At 68.4% G+C, this 17,775-nt stretch carries 19 protein-coding genes; 10 read left to right on the top strand and 9 right to left on the bottom strand.

All coding sequences use genetic code 11. From position 1 onward, the window contains the following. Positions 1-164: 164 nt before the first annotated feature. Positions 165-674 carry a hypothetical protein gene (locus ACGFI7_RS31680; RefSeq protein WP_393410989.1) on the top strand — a complete coding sequence of 170 codons (510 nt, stop codon included), beginning with the start codon at positions 165-167 and terminating at the stop codon, positions 672-674. Here ACGFI7_RS31680 and ACGFI7_RS31675 read toward each other — a convergent pair whose 3' ends face one another. From ACGFI7_RS31675 to ACGFI7_RS31650, 6 genes are all read right to left on the bottom strand, one after another. Next, a complete protein-coding gene (locus ACGFI7_RS31675; protein WP_393410987.1) occupies positions 675-1,430 on the bottom strand; it encodes a hypothetical protein in 756 nt (251 codons plus the stop codon). A gap of 8 nt (positions 1,431-1,438) precedes the next feature. Further along, the gene (locus ACGFI7_RS31670) at positions 1,439-3,526 is read right to left on the bottom strand and encodes a hypothetical protein (RefSeq protein ID WP_393410985.1); all 2,088 of its coding nucleotides are present in this window, start codon (positions 3,524-3,526) and stop codon (positions 1,439-1,441) included. Further along, entirely contained in the window at positions 3,523-4,224 is a 702-nt protein-coding gene (locus ACGFI7_RS31665) for a hypothetical protein (protein WP_393410983.1), read from the bottom strand. The genes ACGFI7_RS31670 and ACGFI7_RS31665 overlap by 4 nt, the downstream gene beginning before the upstream one ends. Positions 4,225-4,286: 62 nt before the next feature. Beyond that, entirely contained in the window at positions 4,287-4,979 is a 693-nt protein-coding gene (locus ACGFI7_RS31660; protein ID WP_393411403.1) for a Crp/Fnr family transcriptional regulator, read from the bottom strand. 447 nt (positions 4,980-5,426) lie between these two features. Next, entirely contained in the window at positions 5,427-5,999 is a 573-nt protein-coding gene (locus tag ACGFI7_RS31655) for a hypothetical protein (protein ID WP_393410981.1), read from the bottom strand. A gap of 28 nt (positions 6,000-6,027) precedes the next feature. Beyond that, on the bottom strand, positions 6,028-7,125 hold the full coding sequence (locus ACGFI7_RS31650) for an FAD-dependent oxidoreductase (RefSeq protein ID WP_393410979.1): 1,098 nt from the start codon (positions 7,123-7,125) through the stop codon (positions 6,028-6,030). A gap of 26 nt (positions 7,126-7,151) precedes the next feature. Here ACGFI7_RS31650 and ACGFI7_RS31645 point away from each other — a divergent pair, with 26 nt between their 5' ends. The 9 genes from ACGFI7_RS31645 (at position 7,152) to ACGFI7_RS31605 (ending at position 14,838) form a co-directional block, all read left to right on the top strand. Further along, positions 7,152-7,700 carry a TetR-like C-terminal domain-containing protein gene (locus ACGFI7_RS31645; protein ID WP_393410977.1) on the top strand — a complete coding sequence of 183 codons (549 nt, stop codon included), beginning with the start codon at positions 7,152-7,154 and terminating at the stop codon, positions 7,698-7,700. A gap of 190 nt (positions 7,701-7,890) precedes the next feature. Then, entirely contained in the window at positions 7,891-9,405 is a 1,515-nt protein-coding gene (locus ACGFI7_RS31640; RefSeq protein WP_393410975.1) for a PQQ-dependent sugar dehydrogenase, read from the top strand. A gap of 45 nt (positions 9,406-9,450) precedes the next feature. Then, positions 9,451-9,942, top strand: coding sequence for an HAD family hydrolase (locus tag ACGFI7_RS31635; RefSeq protein ID WP_393410973.1), 492 nt, complete (start codon positions 9,451-9,453; stop codon positions 9,940-9,942). 67 nt (positions 9,943-10,009) lie between these two features. Continuing rightward, positions 10,010-10,348 carry a hypothetical protein gene (locus tag ACGFI7_RS31630; protein ID WP_393410972.1) on the top strand — a complete coding sequence of 113 codons (339 nt, stop codon included), beginning with the start codon at positions 10,010-10,012 and terminating at the stop codon, positions 10,346-10,348. Positions 10,349-10,632: 284 nt separating this feature from the next. Further along, on the top strand, positions 10,633-11,655 hold the full coding sequence (locus ACGFI7_RS31625; protein ID WP_393410970.1) for a hypothetical protein: 1,023 nt from the start codon (positions 10,633-10,635) through the stop codon (positions 11,653-11,655). A 70-nt stretch (positions 11,656-11,725) separates the two neighbouring features. Next, a complete protein-coding gene (locus ACGFI7_RS31620; RefSeq protein ID WP_393410968.1) occupies positions 11,726-12,211 on the top strand; it encodes a hypothetical protein in 486 nt (161 codons plus the stop codon). A 75-nt stretch (positions 12,212-12,286) separates the two neighbouring features. Next, the gene (locus tag ACGFI7_RS31615; protein WP_393410966.1) at positions 12,287-13,756 is read left to right on the top strand and encodes an FAD-dependent monooxygenase; all 1,470 of its coding nucleotides are present in this window, start codon (positions 12,287-12,289) and stop codon (positions 13,754-13,756) included. Next, complete coding sequence (locus ACGFI7_RS31610; protein ID WP_393410964.1) at positions 13,753-14,385, top strand: TetR/AcrR family transcriptional regulator; 633 nt, start codon at positions 13,753-13,755, stop codon at positions 14,383-14,385. Before ACGFI7_RS31615 ends, ACGFI7_RS31610 begins: the two co-directional genes overlap by 4 nt. Positions 14,386-14,655: 270 nt before the next feature. After that, entirely contained in the window at positions 14,656-14,838 is a 183-nt protein-coding gene (locus ACGFI7_RS31605) for a hypothetical protein (RefSeq protein ID WP_393410962.1), read from the top strand. 77 nt (positions 14,839-14,915) lie between these two features. Here ACGFI7_RS31605 and ACGFI7_RS31600 read toward each other — a convergent pair whose 3' ends face one another. The 3 genes from ACGFI7_RS31600 to ACGFI7_RS31590 all read right to left on the bottom strand — a co-directional run bounded on the left by ACGFI7_RS31600 (position 14,916) and on the right by ACGFI7_RS31590 (position 17,725). Beyond that, positions 14,916-15,803, bottom strand: a complete 888-nt coding sequence (locus ACGFI7_RS31600) for a tyrosine-type recombinase/integrase (protein ID WP_393410960.1) — start codon at positions 15,801-15,803, stop codon at positions 14,916-14,918. Positions 15,804-16,012: 209 nt separating this feature from the next. Further along, positions 16,013-17,185 carry an alpha/beta hydrolase gene (locus ACGFI7_RS31595; protein WP_393410958.1) on the bottom strand — a complete coding sequence of 391 codons (1,173 nt, stop codon included), beginning with the start codon at positions 17,183-17,185 and terminating at the stop codon, positions 16,013-16,015. Between the two features lie 165 nt (positions 17,186-17,350). Continuing rightward, positions 17,351-17,725 (bottom strand): DUF6069 family protein, encoded by a 375-nt coding sequence (locus ACGFI7_RS31590; RefSeq protein WP_393410956.1) that lies wholly within the window; start codon positions 17,723-17,725, stop codon positions 17,351-17,353. Positions 17,726-17,775 lie beyond the last annotated feature (50 nt).

The raw sequence follows: 17,775 nt of genomic DNA, 5'->3' as shown, positions 1-17,775 counted from the left end.
TTGCCTCGGCCACTCGCTGCCACGCCACGAAGCTGGGGGATCCAAGCGCATTACTGGCGCACCTTTCCCCAGAAGTCTTGGCCCGAGTACGGCCCTGAGCCGGAGAAATACGGGTGGAATATGCCCGAACCGAGGTCAACTTGTCGGGAGACGATTGGAGTGCGATGCCCGCCAATGACAACCTGACCCGCGCTGAGGCGCTGACCGTCGCTCTCACGAGTCTGGACACGTTCAACGGCTATGTGCAGCAGGCCGAGGCTAAGGTGACGACAATGGTCACCATTCACCTAGGTGTGTCGGCGCTCGCCGCTACACAGGTAGGCGCGGTGGCACCACACTTGGCCGCCAGTCTGCCGAGTGCGGTTGGGTTCGCCGCCCTCCTGTCCATCTTCTGCGTCGGCTTCCTGATCGCGGGCTGCCATCTGGCCCTAGCGCTCCGTCCGGATCTGAGGGCGCCGTACGGGGTGAACCGCTTCGGGCTGGTACGGCCTACGAAGGCGGGTCGGCCACCCGCCTCCACGACCAAGCAACTGGAGGAGGTACGGCTCCTCATCGAGGTGCTCACGACGGTGGCACTTCAAAAGCACCGTCGTGTCCGACGTGCCCTTCCCTGGATGGGGCTAACGTCCGTCTCGGCCATTCTCTGGGTGGCCGTGGCTGCACTAGTCAAGTGATCACGAGAAGAATTCCGCGTCCGCGAAAATCGAATCCGATTCCAACGGTGGAACATCGACGCCGAGCTGCTTGAGTGCATGCCGCAGCGCCCCTTCGCTCGCGATCACTAGGTCAAAGATGCCTGCCTGCTGGTGCACATCGACCATCTCATTGACGAGCTTTACGAGGCGCTCGGCGCGCTCCTGACGCTCGTCGAGCAGTTGGGCCACAACGTCGGCAGCCGCGTCCGGGTGCTGAGCGAGCCGCACGGCGTAGCGAGCGATCCAGTGGTCTGTCGCCGAGGAGAGGAGTCCCTCGCTGATCCCCTTGAGCTCTTGAATCTTCTGGAGCCGGAGAGCCTTCTCTTCCGCCTCTGAAATGATCTGATGTTTGCGGATCTGGGCCTCGCGCTGGAGATTACCGGCCTCCTCGCTCAGATTGACGTACACCCGCACCGACCAGCGGCCCTGGAGCGTCGAATGCGAGGCGAACACAGACGAGATCCTTTGGTTCGACTCGGCTTCCGCCTCTCCTGGGAGGAACGCTGAGTGGCGGCGACACACGTCACGTACGACTTGCCTGGCCAGTCCTTGCGCCTGGGCCTTTTCTTCGGTGGCATCGCTCCACAAGCCACGATGATGCCTGCTGCCGCCTACGGCCGGCATGCAGCGAATCTCCACGCGAAAAGTGAAGCCATCCCCAAGAGCGGGTGTCTCGAACTCAAGCTCGGTCGCGTCCATGTCGTCCTCCGAGATCGGAATGTCGAACCGCCGCATTAGCCAGATCATGGATGCGCGCCTCGTTTCAACAGTTGATGGAGGATCAGCCGCCGCTCGGCCGTGACAATTCCTTGCGATTGCCATGCACGCAGATGAAAGAGGAGCGGCATGCGAAGGTGAGGGTAACGAGTTCCGACGATTGTGAAGATCTCTTCCATGACCTGCTGACAGGAGACCGCTCCCGCCCACCTTGCGAGCAGGTGCCACACTGGTGGCGTCCGCTGATCAGCCGCCGACGGCGCGGGCCTAGACCAATCGAGCGCATGGCACAGCAGAGCTGCCACGTCGCCACGCGGCGCGTCCTCGGCCAGAGGCAGACGCCCCGGGAACGCTTCTGGCGGCAAGTAGGCAAGGCGTGCGGGGGCTAGGGCCGCCGTCCGGCGCAGGCCATAGACGTCAGACATGGTCCATTGCCGCAGCTCCCTCAGGATCCGCTCTCCGGTCGCCTCGACATACACTTCAGCGATTGCCCCTGCGACCAGGGTATGTAGGTGATTGCTACGGGAGTGCTGGACCACGCGCTTGAAGGACGGCAGGGCCTTGTCGATCGCCTGCACACCGATCTGCGAGCCGTACGCTATCGCCGCAGCCATCCGCCGTCGGTAGTTGCCTCTCGACCAGCTCTCCAACAGCCAGTGCGTACGCTGGGCCAGGTCTGGGTTGAGCGACCATGCCGCCTCGAGTGTCGCCTTCGCAAGCTCGCTGCCGGCGTGACCGGCGTCGGACCAGGGTTCGAGGAACTCGAATCTCACACCGTCGAAATCGCAGGCTGCCAGCTGGGCCACCGCCTGCGCCGCACGGGTCGCCACCCGAGCGTCCTTTTGGTCGGTGAACTCGCGTAACCATTCATGCAGAATGCCGCGCAGCGCTGGCACCCCTTCCCACGCGACTTGAAGTACCTGCTCTCTTACGTCGCGCCGCAGCCGGATGCGATGCCCGTCCCCCTGCACCGAACGTGGCTCCGTCCGTATTCCTTCATGAACGAGCAGTGACTCCAAAGGTTCCCAGACCGGTGGTCCAGGCCGGGTCCTCTCGTTCTCCTGGTTCCGGATGCGCTCCTCGAGCCGGAGAGCAGCTCGGGACACAATCGGCTCCGTGAGATCATGGAAGACGCCACTACTGATCAGGAAGCATCTGCTGAACGACGACTCCTTGGAATTCTTGGCAGCGAACGCTTGATTGAGTCGCTCCCGCACTGGTTTCTCCAGGCTGTCAAGAACCGCTTCCAGCTGAAGACCGCCTCGCAATCCGTAGACGACATCATGGGCCCTCTCTTCGGCCCGGCTCGGCGAGCATCCGTCCAGCATCTCTGTCAGTCGCCGCTCATGTGCGTCGAAATCGTGTGTCTTCCATGCGTCCGGTTCCCCAAGCCGATACTCGATCCACGCTCGGAACACATCTATGGGATGTGCAGGATCGTGCACGACCAGGGACTCCCCGCCCGTTCCCCTAGTGAGGAGCACCACGATCCGGCAGTTCGCTTCGTGAGCGATGGACCGCAGCTGGGTGAGCATCTCGTGAGAGTCCTCCGCCCAGACGTCATCGCTCGGTTCAAGGACGAATCCATGCGCGCCGGCCAGATCCTTGCTCGTGAGCTCACTGAGCACCACGTTTCTATTGATCAGGCCAACAGAGAGCCCTTCCTGATCACCGATCCAGTCGAGCAGGGCAGCATAAGCGGTTGTGCGCCTCCCGGTCTCGGGCGGTCCTTTGAGCAACATCACCAGAGTGTCTGAAAGGCGTTCTGCGAGCTGCGTCCTTGATCCAGTCGTCACTGTGCAGTCACGGATGATTCGCACCTGTTCAGGAGTCAAGGGCGTAACGAGCCGCGTCGGTCTGTCCTTGATATTGAACTGCTGGTAGTTGTACTGAGCGCCTGCGACTGCAACGTTGGCGCCCTGGCCCGACACGTCATAGAGCGCCTCCGACGCCAGCCCACTCAGACGGAACCGGCGCTGTTCCTCCTCATCCTCGGGTGACAGGGAGTCAATATCGTCCTCGGGAGATACTGGAGTCTCTTCCTTGGAGGTATCACCTTCCGGTGACGGCTCGGGTGTGTGCTCCCTCTCGCCAGGAGCCTGTTCCTCGTTCATCGCCCGAACGTCTGGTGATTGGTCTGGTCGCCATACAATGCTACGTTGGCCCCTGCGCCACTGATGTTGAGAGCCTGGGCCGTGCGCTCGATGCCAGGCCTGGGCGGGACGGTCGGAGAGATATCTAAAGCGTGAACATTGTGGCCCGGTACATGGATATAGCCGACGTACCGATTTTTCTTCTCCTCGACATCTACCCGACGGAACCGATCGCGACGCGGACTTCCGGGCCGCTGACCGATGTAGTCCGTGAAGATACGTTCGGAGACGATCACGCCAAGGGATGCCTGAGGGCAGGCGGCGAGCGCGGCTCGGAGAGGCTGCGCGCCGACCAGCCGGTTCGGCTGCACTGCGTGATCGCCGGGATACCCATTGGCCCCGTCGAGCTGGATCGGACCCTCGTGGATAGCTAGTCTGACGCGGATGTGGAACGTCGCTGTCTGCTTGTGTCGCAGATACTTCGACAGCGCCTTGACGAACGGTCTCAACACGGCCACCGGATCGGTCTTCGGCGGGAGGATCACGAACTGACCGTCGCCTTGCTTCTGACGATCCCAGTCGAGGATCTGGAGCCTCGCCGAGCGGCCGGCGTAATCAAGTGCGTCCACGAGGGTGGCTTGCAGTTTCGCCTGGTCATGGCTATTCCTGCTGCTGTAGTCCTCGACGTCGGCAGAAAGCATGATCCTGTGCTCTTCCATCCTGCTCCTCCTCGCGTAGGTGGACACTCACCATGCAGCCCCTCGGCGCATCCCGACCCGGATTAATACGGGCCGAGCTCGGCGAATCGAATCAGACGCCTCACGTCCGCAATGACGATCCGCTGCTGTGAGTAGTGGACTAACCCCTGGTTGCGCAGCCCGCGCATGGCCTTTTGGATCGTTCCTTCTTTCGCGCCGATCAGACCCCCAAGCTCTGCCTGGGTCAGCGTGACGCCGATGTCCAGTCCCTGCCGCACATGAGTGCCATGACGTTGCGCAAGTGCCAAGAGAAGTCTGGCAAGGCAGACGTCGGCGCTGTAACCGACGAACTCCAGCCGCCTCTGGTTTGCCCAGCGGAGCCGGTCCCCGATCAACTGGCTCAGCGCTACGCCGACTGCGGCATGGCGAGCCATGAAGTCAACGAATATCGGGCCCTTGACCACCGAAATGATTGATCTTCCACAGGTGGTAACGGTCGCCGACCGCGGCATCTGATCGAGGGTAGCCATCTCACCGACGATGTCCCCGCTCACCCGGACTGCGAGTAGCGCTTCCGCGCCGTTCTCTGCCCGTGCGGTTACCTTGGCCACCGACTTGAGCAGGATGAAGACGGAGAGGTCGTCGTCCCCCTGGCGGATCAAGGTGTGATCTGCTTCAAACCCGACTACTACTCCGAGAGCCAACAATCTCTCTCGAACAGAATCGGGCAGGCGCCGAAGAAACGTCCTTGCGGCAAACGAGTTCGAGGGCTGCATCCCCGCCACCTGCTCCTCCTCGCACAGAGCCCACATGGGAATATGACACCGGGAAGGGGATCCATCAACGGGAAGGACGTAAGATCGCTTCTGCGTTATGGCGCATCCTTATGGCCATCCCCATGAAGCTCACCGTCCAGGCAATGCTGGGGATGACGTAGCGCTGACGCTTGAGGTGTCGCCAAGCGCCAAAGGCCCACGCACTCCGGCGCCGGAAGAACGTGGCGATCACTGGCATTGGACCATGTCATTCTCGGTAACGATCAGCAGGCGTCAGCGCTCTTACTCCGTGCATCGCGTTGTCATCGGCCGGACAAGCGACACGTTCTGGTCCGCGTTCCTGCGCTCGTTCACCGCCCCGCAGCCTGGCCGGGTAGAGCTGCTCCTCGGCGACGCCCACGCCGGCTGATCCCCGCCACCCGCACAATCTCCACCCGCACCCCTGGCTCATGCCGAGGCGGCCAGGTAGGCCTGACCGCGCGGAGAGAGTCGGTAGCCGGTTTCCAGGCTGATGGTGAGCCCGAGGTTCTTGAGCTTTCGGACGTCCAGTTTGAACTGGGCGGGGTCGCGGTCCAGTTCGGCGGCCAGGTCGGCGGCGCGTACGGCGGGGCGGCGGGCGATGATGTCCAGGGTGGCCGCCGTCCAGGGCCCGGACCGGTCGAGCTTGGCGAGGCGGGCTCTGATGGTCTGCAGGTCCGACTCGGACAGTTCGGTCGTGGCGGCGAGTTCGTCGCGGGGGTCCGGGGCGTCGACGAAGTGGATGCGGAGCAGGTACACGGGGTCGCCGGGGCGGCCTCGGAGGTCGGCTGCCGCGGCGGCGCATGACGGATAGCCGGCCGCCGTGGCGTCCGCGTCCGTGATCTGGTCGGGGGTCACGACGTCGACCGCGTCCACCGCCACCCGTCCGGCCGGGGTGCGGTACACCTGGCCCGCGGTCACCTGGCGTCGCCGCCAGCGGCGGAAGAGGACGGTGATCGCGCCGCTGCGGATGCCGTCGTGCCGTTCCTTCTCGATCAGCATCCCGGCCTCCCAGGGGAACGTCGTACGGTCACATGCCCGGACGGCTGGAAAGGTATCCGCTCGACCGGCGGATCCACCAGGAGTACATGACGCTCATGGGCCGGTCGGGAGGCATCGGCCCGGCCGGCTGGTTGGTGATCTCGGCGCCTGACGCCCTGGCGGGCAGGCGCAGTTGCCTGGCCCGCGTCCTCTCGTAGCCGCGCAGGTCTCCCAGGGAACGGGCCAGCAGCCAGGCGTCCTCGACGGCCTGGTTGGTGCCCGGGGCCATGGCGGGCGGCATCGTGTGGGCCGCGTCGCCCAGCAGCGTGGTCGGGCCTTTCCCCCAGACGCGCGGCACCTTGTGACGCCAGTGCGGGAACGCCGCCATCCCGGTGACCCCCGACAGCACCTCGGGCACCAGGCCTGCCCAGTCGCCGAAGAGCTCCTTGAGCCGGCCCATCGGGTCGGTCTCGTCCAGCCAGAGCGGCCGGCCCGGCGCGGCGCGCACCTCGAACCAGCACAGCACCCGGCCGGGGCCCGCCGGGGAGAGGCCGCACATCCCCTCCTGTCCGGTGATGACGAGGGTCCGTCCGCTGCCGACCAGTTCCCGGGGCACGTCGGCGAAGGTCTGCCAGGTGACCCAGGGGGTGCGTTCGGCCGGGTCCTCGCTCCACAGCGCCCGTCGTACGACCGAGTCGCGGCCGTCCGCGCCGACGAGGACGTCTCCCGCGACCGTGCGGCCGTCGGCCAGCATGACCTCCGCCCGCTCGGGGGCGGCGGCCACGACCTGGCTGCCGTACTCGACGGGCACGCCTTCGGCCAGGCGTTCGGCCAGGGCTCGGCGGGCGATGTGGACGCTGGGCGCGCCGTACCTGCGTTCGGCGCGGGTGAGGTCGATGGTCGTCCGCAGCCTGCCGTCCGAGGTCCACACCTCCAGGCCGGTCAGGCGGCTGCCCAGATCGGAGGGGTCGGCTCCGAGCTGCCGCAGGATGCGGATCGTGCCGGGCCAGAGGGTCACCGAACCGCCGGAGGTCCGTAAGGCGGGCGCCTGCTCCAGGATCCGCACGTCGTGCCCGGCGGCGGTGAGCGAGCGCGCCGCGGCCAGCCCGCCCGGGCCCGCGCCTATGATGACTGTTCTGATACCCATAGTATCTGATACTAGGAGTCTCACTAATGGCTCGCAAGCCGGACCCCGCGGTCGACGCGCGCATCAAGCAGGCGGCCATGACCCTGATCCACGCCAAGGGCCTGGACTTCACCATGGACGACGTCGCGCAGGCGGCGTCCGTGGGCCGGGCGAGCGTGTTCCGCCGCTACGCCACCAAGCGCGACCTCCTGCTCGACGCGCTCGGATCGGCGATGGACGCCCAGGTCACCATGCCCGACACCGGGTCCTTCGCGGGCGACCTGCGCGTGGTCGTGGCCGAGACGCTGGAGGCGTGGCAGGCGACCGCGACCACGGCCAGGCAGGTCTACGGCGAGGCCGGGCGCGACCCCGCCGTGGCCGAGATCATGCGCTCGGCGATGCGATCGCGGATGGAGCGCTCCTGGGGCATCTACGAGCAGGCGCTCGCCCGCGGCGAGGTACGGGCGGACGCGGACCTGTGGCTGCTGAGCGACATGCTCGTCGGGCTCGTCGTCTACCGCGGGCTCCTGGGCAAGCCGCTGCCCTCCGCGGACGACCTCGTGGCGGCGTTGCTGCACGGCTTCGCGCCGCGCTGACCGATGTACGTTTCATCGGATCGGCACCGGCTTCTCCCCTGGTCAGAGGGCTGAAGGGCGGATGGAGGAGGCCGGCGCGCTGGCGTGGACGGCAGGTAAGCGGTTACCGTCCGGACCGGCATCGTGTGCCGGCTCCCACCGGGCGCCCGTGCCTTTCCCGACCGACGAAGCCCCCGTCTCTGGAGCCGACATGCCGGCCAAGCGCTGGGCGGCCCTCGCGTCGCTCGCCCTGTCCCTGCCCCTGTGCCTGTCCCCTCTCGCGCCGCCGGCCACCGCCGCGACGGCTTCCTCCGTACCGCTGGAAGAGATCGACACGGTCACCACCCAGGTCGCCTTCGGCCTGCGGCGCCCCACCGCCATCGCGGCGCCCGACGACGGGACGGGCCGGCTGCTCATCACGGAGAAGCGCGGGACCGTACGCGTCTACCATCCGGACACCGGACTCGAATCGGCTCCGATCATCGACATCACGACGTCGGTGGACGAGTCGGGCAACGAGCGGGGACTGCTCGGCATCGCCCTGTCCCCCGACTTCACGGAGAGCCAGGAGCTCTACCTGGCCTACACCGCGCTGCCGGACGGCGCCGTGACGCTGGCCCGCTACGACCTGGACGAGGCGAGCCTCGAACCGCTGCTGGCGCAGGAGCACGCCGAGTACAACAACCACAACGGCGGACAGATCACCTTCGGCCCCGACGGCTACCTGTACATGAGCATCGGCGACGGCGGCGGCGCCGGTGACCCGTTCGACTCCGGGCAACGCCTCGACACCCTGCTGGGCAAGATCCTGCGCGTCGACGTCAGCCGGGCCTGCGGCGACCTGGCCTACTGCGTACCCGATGACAACCCGTTCGTCGGCGTGGCGGGAGCCCGTGCGGAGATCTGGATGTACGGCGGGCGCAACCCCTGGCGCTTCTCCGTCGACCGCGCGGACGGCTCGATGTGGATCGCCGACGTCGGCCAGGGCCGGTGGGAGGAGATCAACCACGTCAAGCCCGGACGGCAGGCCGGCGCGAACCTCGGCTGGTCCTGCTACGAGGGGCTGCAGGTGTTCGACGAGGCCCAGTGCCGCCCCGGCGCCTCCTACACCGAGCCGGTCTTCACGTACTCCCCGTACACCGGGAGCTGCGCGGTCATCGGCGGCCAGGTCTACCGCGGTGCGGAGTTCGCCGACCTGGTCGGCGACACCTACATCGCCACCGACTACTGCTCCTCCATCGTGTGGGCGCTGCGCGAGGACGGCGCGGGCGGCTACACCGTCGCCGAGATCGGCCGCACCCCCACGCAGGTCACCGCGTTCGGCGCCACGCCGGAAGGCGAGTTGTACGTGGTCAACGACCTGCCCGGCGGCCTGCACCGGGTCTCGTTCGAGCGTACGGAGCCGACCTGCGGGATCACGTACACCACCCGGACGTGGGGCGTCGGCATGACCGTCGACCTCACGATCACCAACACCGGCACGACGCCGATCAACGGCTGGCGGCTGCGGTTCGCCATGGCCCGGGGCCAGACCGTCATCTCCGACTGGAACACCGATCTCACCCAGGGCGGCGACATCGTCACCGCGGTCAACGCCGGTCACAACGGCTCCATCGCCCCCGGCGCGAGCGTCACCATGGGGTACCTGGCCAGTCACACGGGCGACGCGTCCCTGCCCACCCGCTTCTCGCTGAACGGGGACACGTGCCGGGTGTCCCCCGCATGAGGCGCGACGCCGGGGACCGCTCCTCCGCTGGTCACGGTGCATCCCGTGGGCGCGACGGTGGACTGCGCCGAGGCCTTCCGGCCCGCGACGGGTCAGGTCATGCGGCAGCTCGCCGACATGACCGGGCGCACCGAGCGGGCCATCGCGGCCGACACCCTGCGCCTGCACCACATCGAGGCTTCCGATGAGCTGCTGCACACGTTCGGCCTCGCCCTGGCCGAGTCCTTCCTGACCTTCGAGGCGGAGATCAGGAGACGCGGCGGGGTGCTGGACGGCGCGGCGGAGGCGCTCGCGAGGCTCGCGCAGGAACGGGCCACGGCCAACTACGGGCACCCCTTCGCGGCCGAGAACACCGTGCTCATCGAGGACACCCCGAACGACGTCCTGGCCGGGCATCTCGGCGGCGCCCGGGTGGTCGCCGTCGCCACCGGGTCGTGCAGCGCGGAGATGCTGCGTGAGGCGGGGGCGGAGCTCGTCCTCACCGATCTCGGCGACACCCGGGCCGTCGTCCGAGCCATCCTCGACGACGTTCGGTAGGACATCCGCGGCCCCGGGGGGAATCATCGTCTCATTGGCCGAACACGTCGAGACGTGAGGAGACGTCGTGAGTACGAGCGTGACCGACGAACAGATCCGGGCCCTGGCCGCGACCGCGAAGCCCTACAGCCTGGCGATCCTGCAGTGGGCGCCGGGACGGACCATGGAGGGCGCGGCCGCGATCGAGCTCGAACACCAGCGCCGCATGGTGTCGCTGCGCGCCGACGGCGTGATCGCGATCCTGTGCCCGGTCGCCTCCGACGCCGTGGCCGGGGTCGCGATCATGACCGTGCCGGCCGAGGAGGCCTCGGAGATCATGGCCGGGGACCCCTGCGTGCGGGCCGGGATGATGCGCTACGAGGTCCACCCGTGCCACGGCTTCCCGGGCGACGCCCTTCCCGGATGAATGACGGGCATTCGCCGATCGGGAATTGATTGTCCTGCAATTCGGCCGCGCTTGCCGCGCAATACCTGGACTTATTCGATTGCGATCGGATCGACGGCCGCGGGGCAGGCCGGCCCGTCCATTCTTAAATTGCATCGATCCTTGCCGCGCAATAATGGGCGGCCTACTGTTCGACTCGCACGGGCAGCCTCATATTTCACGGGCTGCCGAACGGAAGGCCGGTCCGGGAAACCGCGCGGATCCGCATCCGGCGACGTCCAGCGACGCAAGGAGATTCCTGCCCCATGCCCCGCAGAAGCCTCGGGCCGCTGATCGCGGCCTTATCCGTGCTCGGCGCCTCGGTGCTCGTCGCGCCTCCCTCTCTGGCGGATTCCGCCCGCCTCGAAATCCCGCCCAAGGAAGTCACCGTCACCGCGGCGAACTCTTCGGACATCACCCGCACCGCCCAGGGAGCCCGGCTCCTGGACACGTTCGCGCAGCGGCTGCGGTCCCCCGGTGTTCCCGCCGACTTCCGCGAGCAGCGGGATCCGACCGACGACTACCGCGTCCTGTCCGTGGACGTGCGGAAGGCGCTTCCCGACCCCAGGTGCGAGCGCGAGACCGAAACTGTGATCCTCCCCCGGACGGTCACCGGGATCCGCTACCTGAAAGGCAGCCCTGATCCTCGGGAGAACTCCGATCCCTGTTTGGTCACCGTCAAGTGGGACGACGACGTGGCGCTGAACGTGCAGGACGACGCCGGCGGCGGTCAGCGGTCCGCGGCGGAGAAAGCGGCCGCGAGCCTGGAAGAGTACGGCTCGTACTGCGCGTCAAGGACCTACAAGTCCGGCCGCTGGTACATGTGGTGCCACAAGAAATTCGTCCTCAAGAACGACGGGAACAGCACCTGGAATTATTACGGCATCGAATCCTGGAACTCGTGCCAGGCCACCCAGAAAGGCCGTGACGTTTCCCGCTTCCTCACGTCCTGCGGGCGCGGCCAAGAAGTCAGCCGCGGTTCGAGCAGTTGGGTGGACTACAGTCCGGACCAAGGGAACACCACCGGGGCATGCCGGTCGATCGATCTCTCGCTTTCCGTCGGCTGGGTCGGCATCGGCGGGTCGTACAATCATTGCGAAGAGCAGCGGGTCTACCTCTACAGCGATGGCGGCAAAATGAGCAGCTACTGGAAGGGGAAGAGCGAATATCTGCGCACCACCAGGCACCGTGCCTCGATCAAGGTTCCTCAGGCACAGGGTCGTCCCCGGTGGTCCCACTGGTCGAATTCCCAGGCGGTGGTCTGCCTGTTCGTCTGCACGCCGGCCTGACGGCATCTTTCGCCTGCTCTCGGGCGCAGGCTCACACCGCGCCCGAGGGCGGCCACTCCCGGAGGAAACGATGAAGCGGCTCGTGGCATCGGTGATCGCCTTGGTGGTTCTGCTGGGCGGTTGCACCGGGGGCCGGGAGTTGCCGCCTCCCAAGTCGCCGCCGGCGATCGACGACGCCGGCGCGCGTGGCGCGCTCGACGAGGTGGTCAAGGACATCTCGGCGAACGGAGTCGTGGATTTCTGCGGACGACTCGCCCGCGACGCGGCGCAGTGCGAGGACACCTTGGGCGACGCGCTGCGTGCCTGCCTTCTGCCGGGAGACGCGCCGCGGGTCCTGAGATCCGCCCCTTTCAAGAGGGCCGGGAGCGAGGAAGGGTGGGTCCTGGAGGTGGCCGGCCGGACCATGGACGGCCAGGCGTACACCTCGGAGTTCTTCGTGGTCCACGACCAGGATCGCGTCCGGCCTGCCGTCGGCGTCTTCTGGACGGGGCTCGGCCTCGTCGACTCGCCTTTCGGACCGCACAACACGAAGGTGCCTCAGCGGGCATGCCCGTGAGGATCACCTGGACAGGGCGGATCGAGGGGTGCATGATTTGTTTACGGGTCCGTACCGTAAACAAAAGGAGCTCGGATGGACACGGACGTTCTGGTGATCGGGGCCGGGCCGGTGGGGCTGGCGGTGACCTGCGCGCTGCTCCAGCACGGCATCGCGGTGCGCGTCGTCGACAAGGCCGCCGGGCCGGCCACCTCCTCGCGGGCCAACTTCGTGCACGCGCGCGGCTCGGAGGTGCTCGACCGGCTGGACGCGCTCGACGGGCTGCCGGAGGAGTCGGTGCGGGCGATGACCATCACCTCCTACGCCGGTGACCGGCCGATGATGCGCCTGCGATTCGGCGACCCGGGGCTCGACACCGCCGCCCCGCCCATGGTGATCTCGCAGGCCCGGGTCGAGGCGCGGCTGCGCGAACGGCTGGCCGCGCTGGGCGGGCGGCCCGAGTGGGGCAACGGACTGGTCGGGGCCGAGCAGGACGCGACCGGTGTCACCGCCGTGCTCGCCGACGGCACCACCGTCCGGGCGGGCTGGCTGATCGGCTGCGACGGCACCGGCAGCACCGTGCGCAAGCTGGCCGGCATCGGCTTCCCCGGCGTCAAGATCAGCGAGCGCTTCCTGCTCGTCGACGGGCGGCTGGAGGGTGAGCCCGCGCTGGACCGGTCGGGCACCAGCGGCTGGGCGCACGCCGAAGGCATGCTCGGCGTCATGCCGATGCCCGGCGACCAGTGGCGGCTGCTCGCCTACGACGCCGCCTTCCAGGAGGACAAGCCCAGCGAGGAGCAGATCGCCGAGCGCGTACGGCACATCCTGCCGCGGCGCACCGGCCGGCCCGGCCTGCGGCTGGGCGAGGTCACCTGGGCGTCGCTGTTCCGCGTGCACCGGCGCCTGGCCGACACCTACCGGGCCGGGCGCATCCTGCTGGCCGGGGACGCCGCGCACGTGCACGCCCCGTTCGGCGGGCAGGGCATGCTCACCGGCCTCGGCGACGCCGAGAACCTCGCCTGGAAGCTGGCCCTCGTCGTACGGGGGAAGGCCGGCGAGACGTTGCTCGACACCTACGAGGCCGAACGCCGCCCGCTGGCCACGGCCGTGCTGCGCGGCAGCACCGCCGCCACCAAGGTCAACATCGCGGGCAGCCCGATCGGGCGTCTGCTGCGTGACCAGGTGCTGATGCGGCTGTTCAACCAGGGCTGGCTGCAGCGGTGGGCCACCTACACCACCTCCCAGCTGTGGGTGAGCTACCGGCGCGGGCCGCTCGGCGGGCGTCGGAGGCTCGGCCCGCCGCGCCCCGGCGACCGCGTCGGCGACCTGCCCTGCGAGCGCGCCGACGGCAGCCGCACCCACCTGAACGCCGAGCTCCGGGGCGCCTGGGCGGTCCTCGGGAACGGCGCCGACGCTGTCTTCCAGGTGGCACGGCAGCGGCTCTGCGACCACGTCGTGCGGCTCCACTCGGACGACCCGCCCATGCTGATACGCCCGGACGGTCACCTGGCCTGCAAGGGCGGCGCCGCCGAGGCCACCCGCTGGCTGGACGGAGCGCTCCGGTGACCGCCTCCCGAGGGCGCGGACGCCCGCGCGACCCCGAGACCGACACCGCGATCCTGACCGCCGCGCTGGAGCTGTTCGTCGAACGCGGGGTCGAGGGCACCAGCATGGAACAGGTCGCCAAGCGCGCCGGGGTGGGCAAGCTGACCGTCTACCGCCGCTGGAGCAGCAAGGAGGACCTGCTCGCGCAGGCCATCGAGCACTGGGTCCGCGCCGAGGTCACCCCTTCGGCCGAGGACGTCTACGCCCTGCGGCCGCGCGACCTCGTCGAGCGCGTCCTGCCCACGGCGGCCGAGATGTCCGCCGGGGCCGACTACCGCGCGCTGATCGCCCGTGTCATGGGGTCGGCGGTGAGCCATCCGCAGCTGATGAAGGTCTACTGGGAGCAGTACGTCGTCCCCCGCCGCGAGCTGGCCGCCGCGATGCTCAGGCGCGCCCAGCAGGACGGCGCCGTGGCCGCCGACGCCGATCTCGACGTGCTGATCGACATGATGGCCGGTGCGGTGATGTACCGCGTGCTGCAGCCGGACCCGCCGGACGCCGAGGAGATGCTGCGCTACCTCACCGCCGTCTACCGTCAGGCCGGCCTGTACGCGCCGGACCCGCCGGATCCGCCGGCCCAGGACGGCTGAGCGCTCAACCCTGGCCGAACTCTTCCCCACAGCGGCGGCCCCGGTGACGCGGGGGTCAGAGAGATTTGGAACGGAATCCGGCGTCAACGGGGTTCTCCCAGGTCAGTGACCCCCTGCTGCTGGGGTCTTCGGGACGTGGTTGACGCCGGATTCCGTTCCATCGCACAGACGGTTGGCACTGATAATGATCACGGTGTGGGCGGCAGCCCTGGGTCTCGATGTGGTGAAGGTGCGGCGGGCGACGGGTGGGGGTCTGGGACGATCTGAGGCATGGCGCGTGGTGATGGTGGCGGCCGGGATGGCCGGGGCGAGCCGGAGTGGCGGCCGGTGGCCGACGTGGACATGATGACCGCGGTCGTGCTGGAGCAGCTGGGTGCCAACCGCGATCAGTTGCGGACTTTGGAGCCGGCGCGGTGCGCTCCGCATTTGCTGGACGGCCCGGAACTCCTCTAGCTACGGTCATCCGCCACCCAGTTGATCAGTGGGTACGGCGGCGGGGCGCCAGGACCTCGGTGACCTTGGCGATGGTCTCAGCTCCGGGTTTGACGTAGCGCATGGCGGTGCGGGGGTTCTTGTGGCGTGTCTAGCCCATGATGAGCTGCACCCACCTCGGCCTCGCCGAGGTGGGTGGCGGCGCTGTGGCGCAGCTGGTGCGGATCGAGCCCGGCGTAGGTGTCGAGCAGGACGCGGGCGCGGTCGTAGCCCAGGCGGGCGCGGCCGGTGTGCGGGCAGATGTCGCCGGCCGCCGGCCGGCGGGCGGGGACGGGGCGGCGTTCGGACAGGAACAGCGGGCCGTGCGTGCGGGTGCTTCCGTCCGGGAGCCGGAGGAGTCGGGGCAGCAGGTGGACGGTGCCAGACTCCCAGTACACCCACTCGATCGCGCCGCCCTTGGAGCGGACAGGCGCCCGCCGGTGCTCCAGGTCCCTGTCCTCGACGTTGAGCGCCAGGATCTCCGCGGCCCGGGCGGCGGTTTCGTACAGCATCCGCCACAGGGTCTTCTCCCGCAGTGGGAAGTCGCGGCGTGACAGCAGCCGGTGGATGGTGGTCTTGGCGACGGCGCGGGTCTCGTCGGGGCCTTCCTTGCGGCGCTCGGCGTCGGCGGGGACCGAGGGTGCGGCCCAGCGCTTCTTGGTCTGGCACCAGGACAGCCAGGAGGTGACGGCGGCGCGGTTGCGGTTCCAGGTGGCCGGCGCGCATCGGCCCCACAGTTCGGTGAGTGCGGTGCCAATCTCGGTGTCGGTGACGTTGGCGAGCGGCCGGTCGCGGCCGAGCCGCTCGATGGTGCGGTCGATCGCGGAGGCGTAAGCGCGGTGGGTGTTGGGGTTGGCGGTGCGCGGGGTGGACAGGAAGGCGTCGGCGGCTGCGGCGAGCGTGACGTCTCCACCGCGAAGGGCGGTGATCTTCGGGGCGGCGCTCATGCCGCCCGCCGTGGGAAACCTGCGGCGATGTACCGGATAACGTGCCCGAGTCGCGCACTGCCTCGGCGGAGGGTTGTCCTGGTCGCCGCGTCGCCGTGATCGCTCATGTACGTGATAATAGATAGTTATCCCGTACATGAGCGGTTGCGTCGCTGGAGTCACAGCGGACGACGAGCGTCCCATGGAAGTGCCGTGAGCGGATGTGCCGGTTAGCCGGCCAGAGTTCTTCTTTCCCGTGATCTCACCCAGGCGGTGAAGCCCTCGATCGCATCGATGACGGCCTCGAAGCGGACCGAATGGTACAGGTCGAAGGCGTGGTTCCCGCCGCGCAGCTCGGCGTAGACGACGGGGTTGGCCGAGGTGTGGCGTAGCCGGTCGGCGAAGTGCCGGGCGTCGGCCGCGGGCACCTGCGGGTCCAGATCGCCGTGGGCCACGAGGAACGGCGGCGCGTCTGGTGCGATGTGGGCCAGTGGCGAGGACTCCGGGCCCTGGCCGAAGTAGCCGCGATACCAGCCGTTCAGGTAGATGGCGCCGGTCACGGAGGTGTCGGCGTCCTCGAAGCCCGGTTGGAAAGCGGGGTCGTTCGGGGTGAGCGCGGCCAGTGCCGCCATGTGCCCGCCCGCCGAACTGCCCGCGACGAACAGTGTCGACGGGTCGGCGCCGTACTCGTGGGCGTGCTCGCGTACCCAGGCGATGATCTTCTTGAGGTCGATCAGGTGCTCCGGATGCTGGACCTGCGGCCGTAGCCGGTAGTTGGCGCTGATGCACACCCATCCCTGGCCGGCGAGGTGGTAGAGAAGAGGAAGCGACTGGCTGTTCTTGTGGCCGCCGGAGTAGCCGCCGCCGTGCAGGTGGATCATCACGGGCGCGCCGGACGGGCGCGAGCGGTGGTGGTAGAGGTCGAGCACGTTGCGGCGGCCCGCGTCGCCGTAGGCGAGGTTGGCCGTGCGCCGGACGTCCAGGCGGCGCTTGACGATGGGCAGGAACAGGATGCGGACCCACGGGGGACGGCGCCGCAGCCCGGCGCGGAGGTCGGCGTCAATGGCGGCGCGCCACCCCGCGCCCAGCCCGAGGTCCATCGCGCGCTCGATCCTGGACCGCTCCCCCATCGCGCGGTAGGCGATGACCGCGAGCCCGATCGCGCTCACGGCGGCCAGGGCGACGATCGCCCAGCCGCCCGCCGAGTCGATGTCACCCTCGGCGAACGCCAGTGCCGTCGGGAGCAGCAGCAACCAGAAGAAGGCCGCGAACGGCAGTTCGTTGGCGGCCAAGCCGAAGTAGTAGCTCGGGCGGCCGAGCGGGCGGGAGAACGGCACCGGCCGTAGCGCGAACAGCGTACCGATCGCGACGAGCGCCACAGCGAACAAATACCCGAAGGGCACAGAAACTCCAGAGATCGAAATTTGACACCAGGGTGTGACCGCCCAGGTCTGTCAGAAGTAGCCAGGGGGCGTCGGCCCGGCCGCAGAAGGCCCACCAGCGCAAGGCATGTCAGCCAAGCTTGATCGCGATGGGGGTCAGAGTGATCAGAGATCCGTAGGGCAAGTTCATCGTCGCGCCAGCCCCAGCACGATGACGGCACCGACGACCAGGTGCATCAGGACCAGCACAAGCGTCGCGGCGGCGCCGACCGCGCTGCCGAGCGGGCCGAGGAGCGACAGCGCGCACACGGCCAGGGCGATGATCGTCCAGATCCGGGCGGGCCGGGACGCGAACCGCTCCAGGACGGCCAGCAGCCCCCAGCCCGCCAGCCCGACCACCAGGCTTGCCACCAGGACCGATCCCGGTTCGATCGCCTGCGTGCCGGCCCCCATGCGCACGGTCAGCGTGGTTCCGGCGACCGGCGCTGCCAGGGCCCAGACGGCCAGGGCAGCCACGGAGGCGCCGACGACGGAGGAGATTCGCTTGGCTGAGGTGTTCATGCAGGTCAGCTTCGCCCATTCGCCCGATCCGCCGCATCGGGCGCGTGGTC

The sequence above is a fragment of the Nonomuraea sp. NPDC048826 genome (assembly GCF_043198225.1).
Taxonomy (GTDB): Bacteria; Actinomycetota; Actinomycetes; order Streptosporangiales; family Streptosporangiaceae; genus Nonomuraea.
This window is presented reverse-complemented; position numbering and strand designations above follow the sequence as displayed.

Excerpts from the sequence above, each read along its gene's own strand:
- ACGFI7_RS31655 (WP_393410981.1), bottom strand. The coding sequence starts at position 5,999 with ATGCTGATCGAGAAGGAACGGCACGACGGCATCCGCAGCGGCGCGATC.
- ACGFI7_RS31640 (WP_393410975.1), top strand. The coding sequence starts at position 7,891 with ATGCCGGCCAAGCGCTGGGCGGCCCTCGCGTCGCTCGCCCTGTCCCTG.
- ACGFI7_RS31600 (WP_393410960.1), bottom strand. The coding sequence starts at position 15,803 with ATGAGCGCCGCCCCGAAGATCACCGCCCTTCGCGGTGGAGACGTCACG.
- ACGFI7_RS31650 (WP_393410979.1), bottom strand. The coding sequence starts at position 7,125 with ATGGGTATCAGAACAGTCATCATAGGCGCGGGCCCGGGCGGGCTGGCC.
- ACGFI7_RS31675 (WP_393410987.1), bottom strand. The coding sequence starts at position 1,430 with ATGCGGCGGTTCGACATTCCGATCTCGGAGGACGACATGGACGCGACC.
- ACGFI7_RS31590 (WP_393410956.1), bottom strand. The coding sequence starts at position 17,725 with ATGAACACCTCAGCCAAGCGAATCTCCTCCGTCGTCGGCGCCTCCGTG.
- ACGFI7_RS31625 (WP_393410970.1), top strand. The coding sequence starts at position 10,633 with ATGCCCCGCAGAAGCCTCGGGCCGCTGATCGCGGCCTTATCCGTGCTC.
- ACGFI7_RS31620 (WP_393410968.1), top strand. The coding sequence starts at position 11,726 with ATGAAGCGGCTCGTGGCATCGGTGATCGCCTTGGTGGTTCTGCTGGGC.
- ACGFI7_RS31645 (WP_393410977.1), top strand. The coding sequence starts at position 7,152 with ATGGCTCGCAAGCCGGACCCCGCGGTCGACGCGCGCATCAAGCAGGCG.
- ACGFI7_RS31615 (WP_393410966.1), top strand. The coding sequence starts at position 12,287 with ATGGACACGGACGTTCTGGTGATCGGGGCCGGGCCGGTGGGGCTGGCG.
- ACGFI7_RS31670 (WP_393410985.1), bottom strand. The coding sequence starts at position 3,526 with ATGAACGAGGAACAGGCTCCTGGCGAGAGGGAGCACACACCCGAGCCG.
- ACGFI7_RS31605 (WP_393410962.1), top strand. The coding sequence starts at position 14,656 with ATGGCGCGTGGTGATGGTGGCGGCCGGGATGGCCGGGGCGAGCCGGAG.
- ACGFI7_RS31660 (WP_393411403.1), bottom strand. The coding sequence starts at position 4,979 with ATGCAGCCCTCGAACTCGTTTGCCGCAAGGACGTTTCTTCGGCGCCTG.
- ACGFI7_RS31680 (WP_393410989.1), top strand. The coding sequence starts at position 165 with ATGCCCGCCAATGACAACCTGACCCGCGCTGAGGCGCTGACCGTCGCT.
- ACGFI7_RS31665 (WP_393410983.1), bottom strand. The coding sequence starts at position 4,224 with ATGGAAGAGCACAGGATCATGCTTTCTGCCGACGTCGAGGACTACAGC.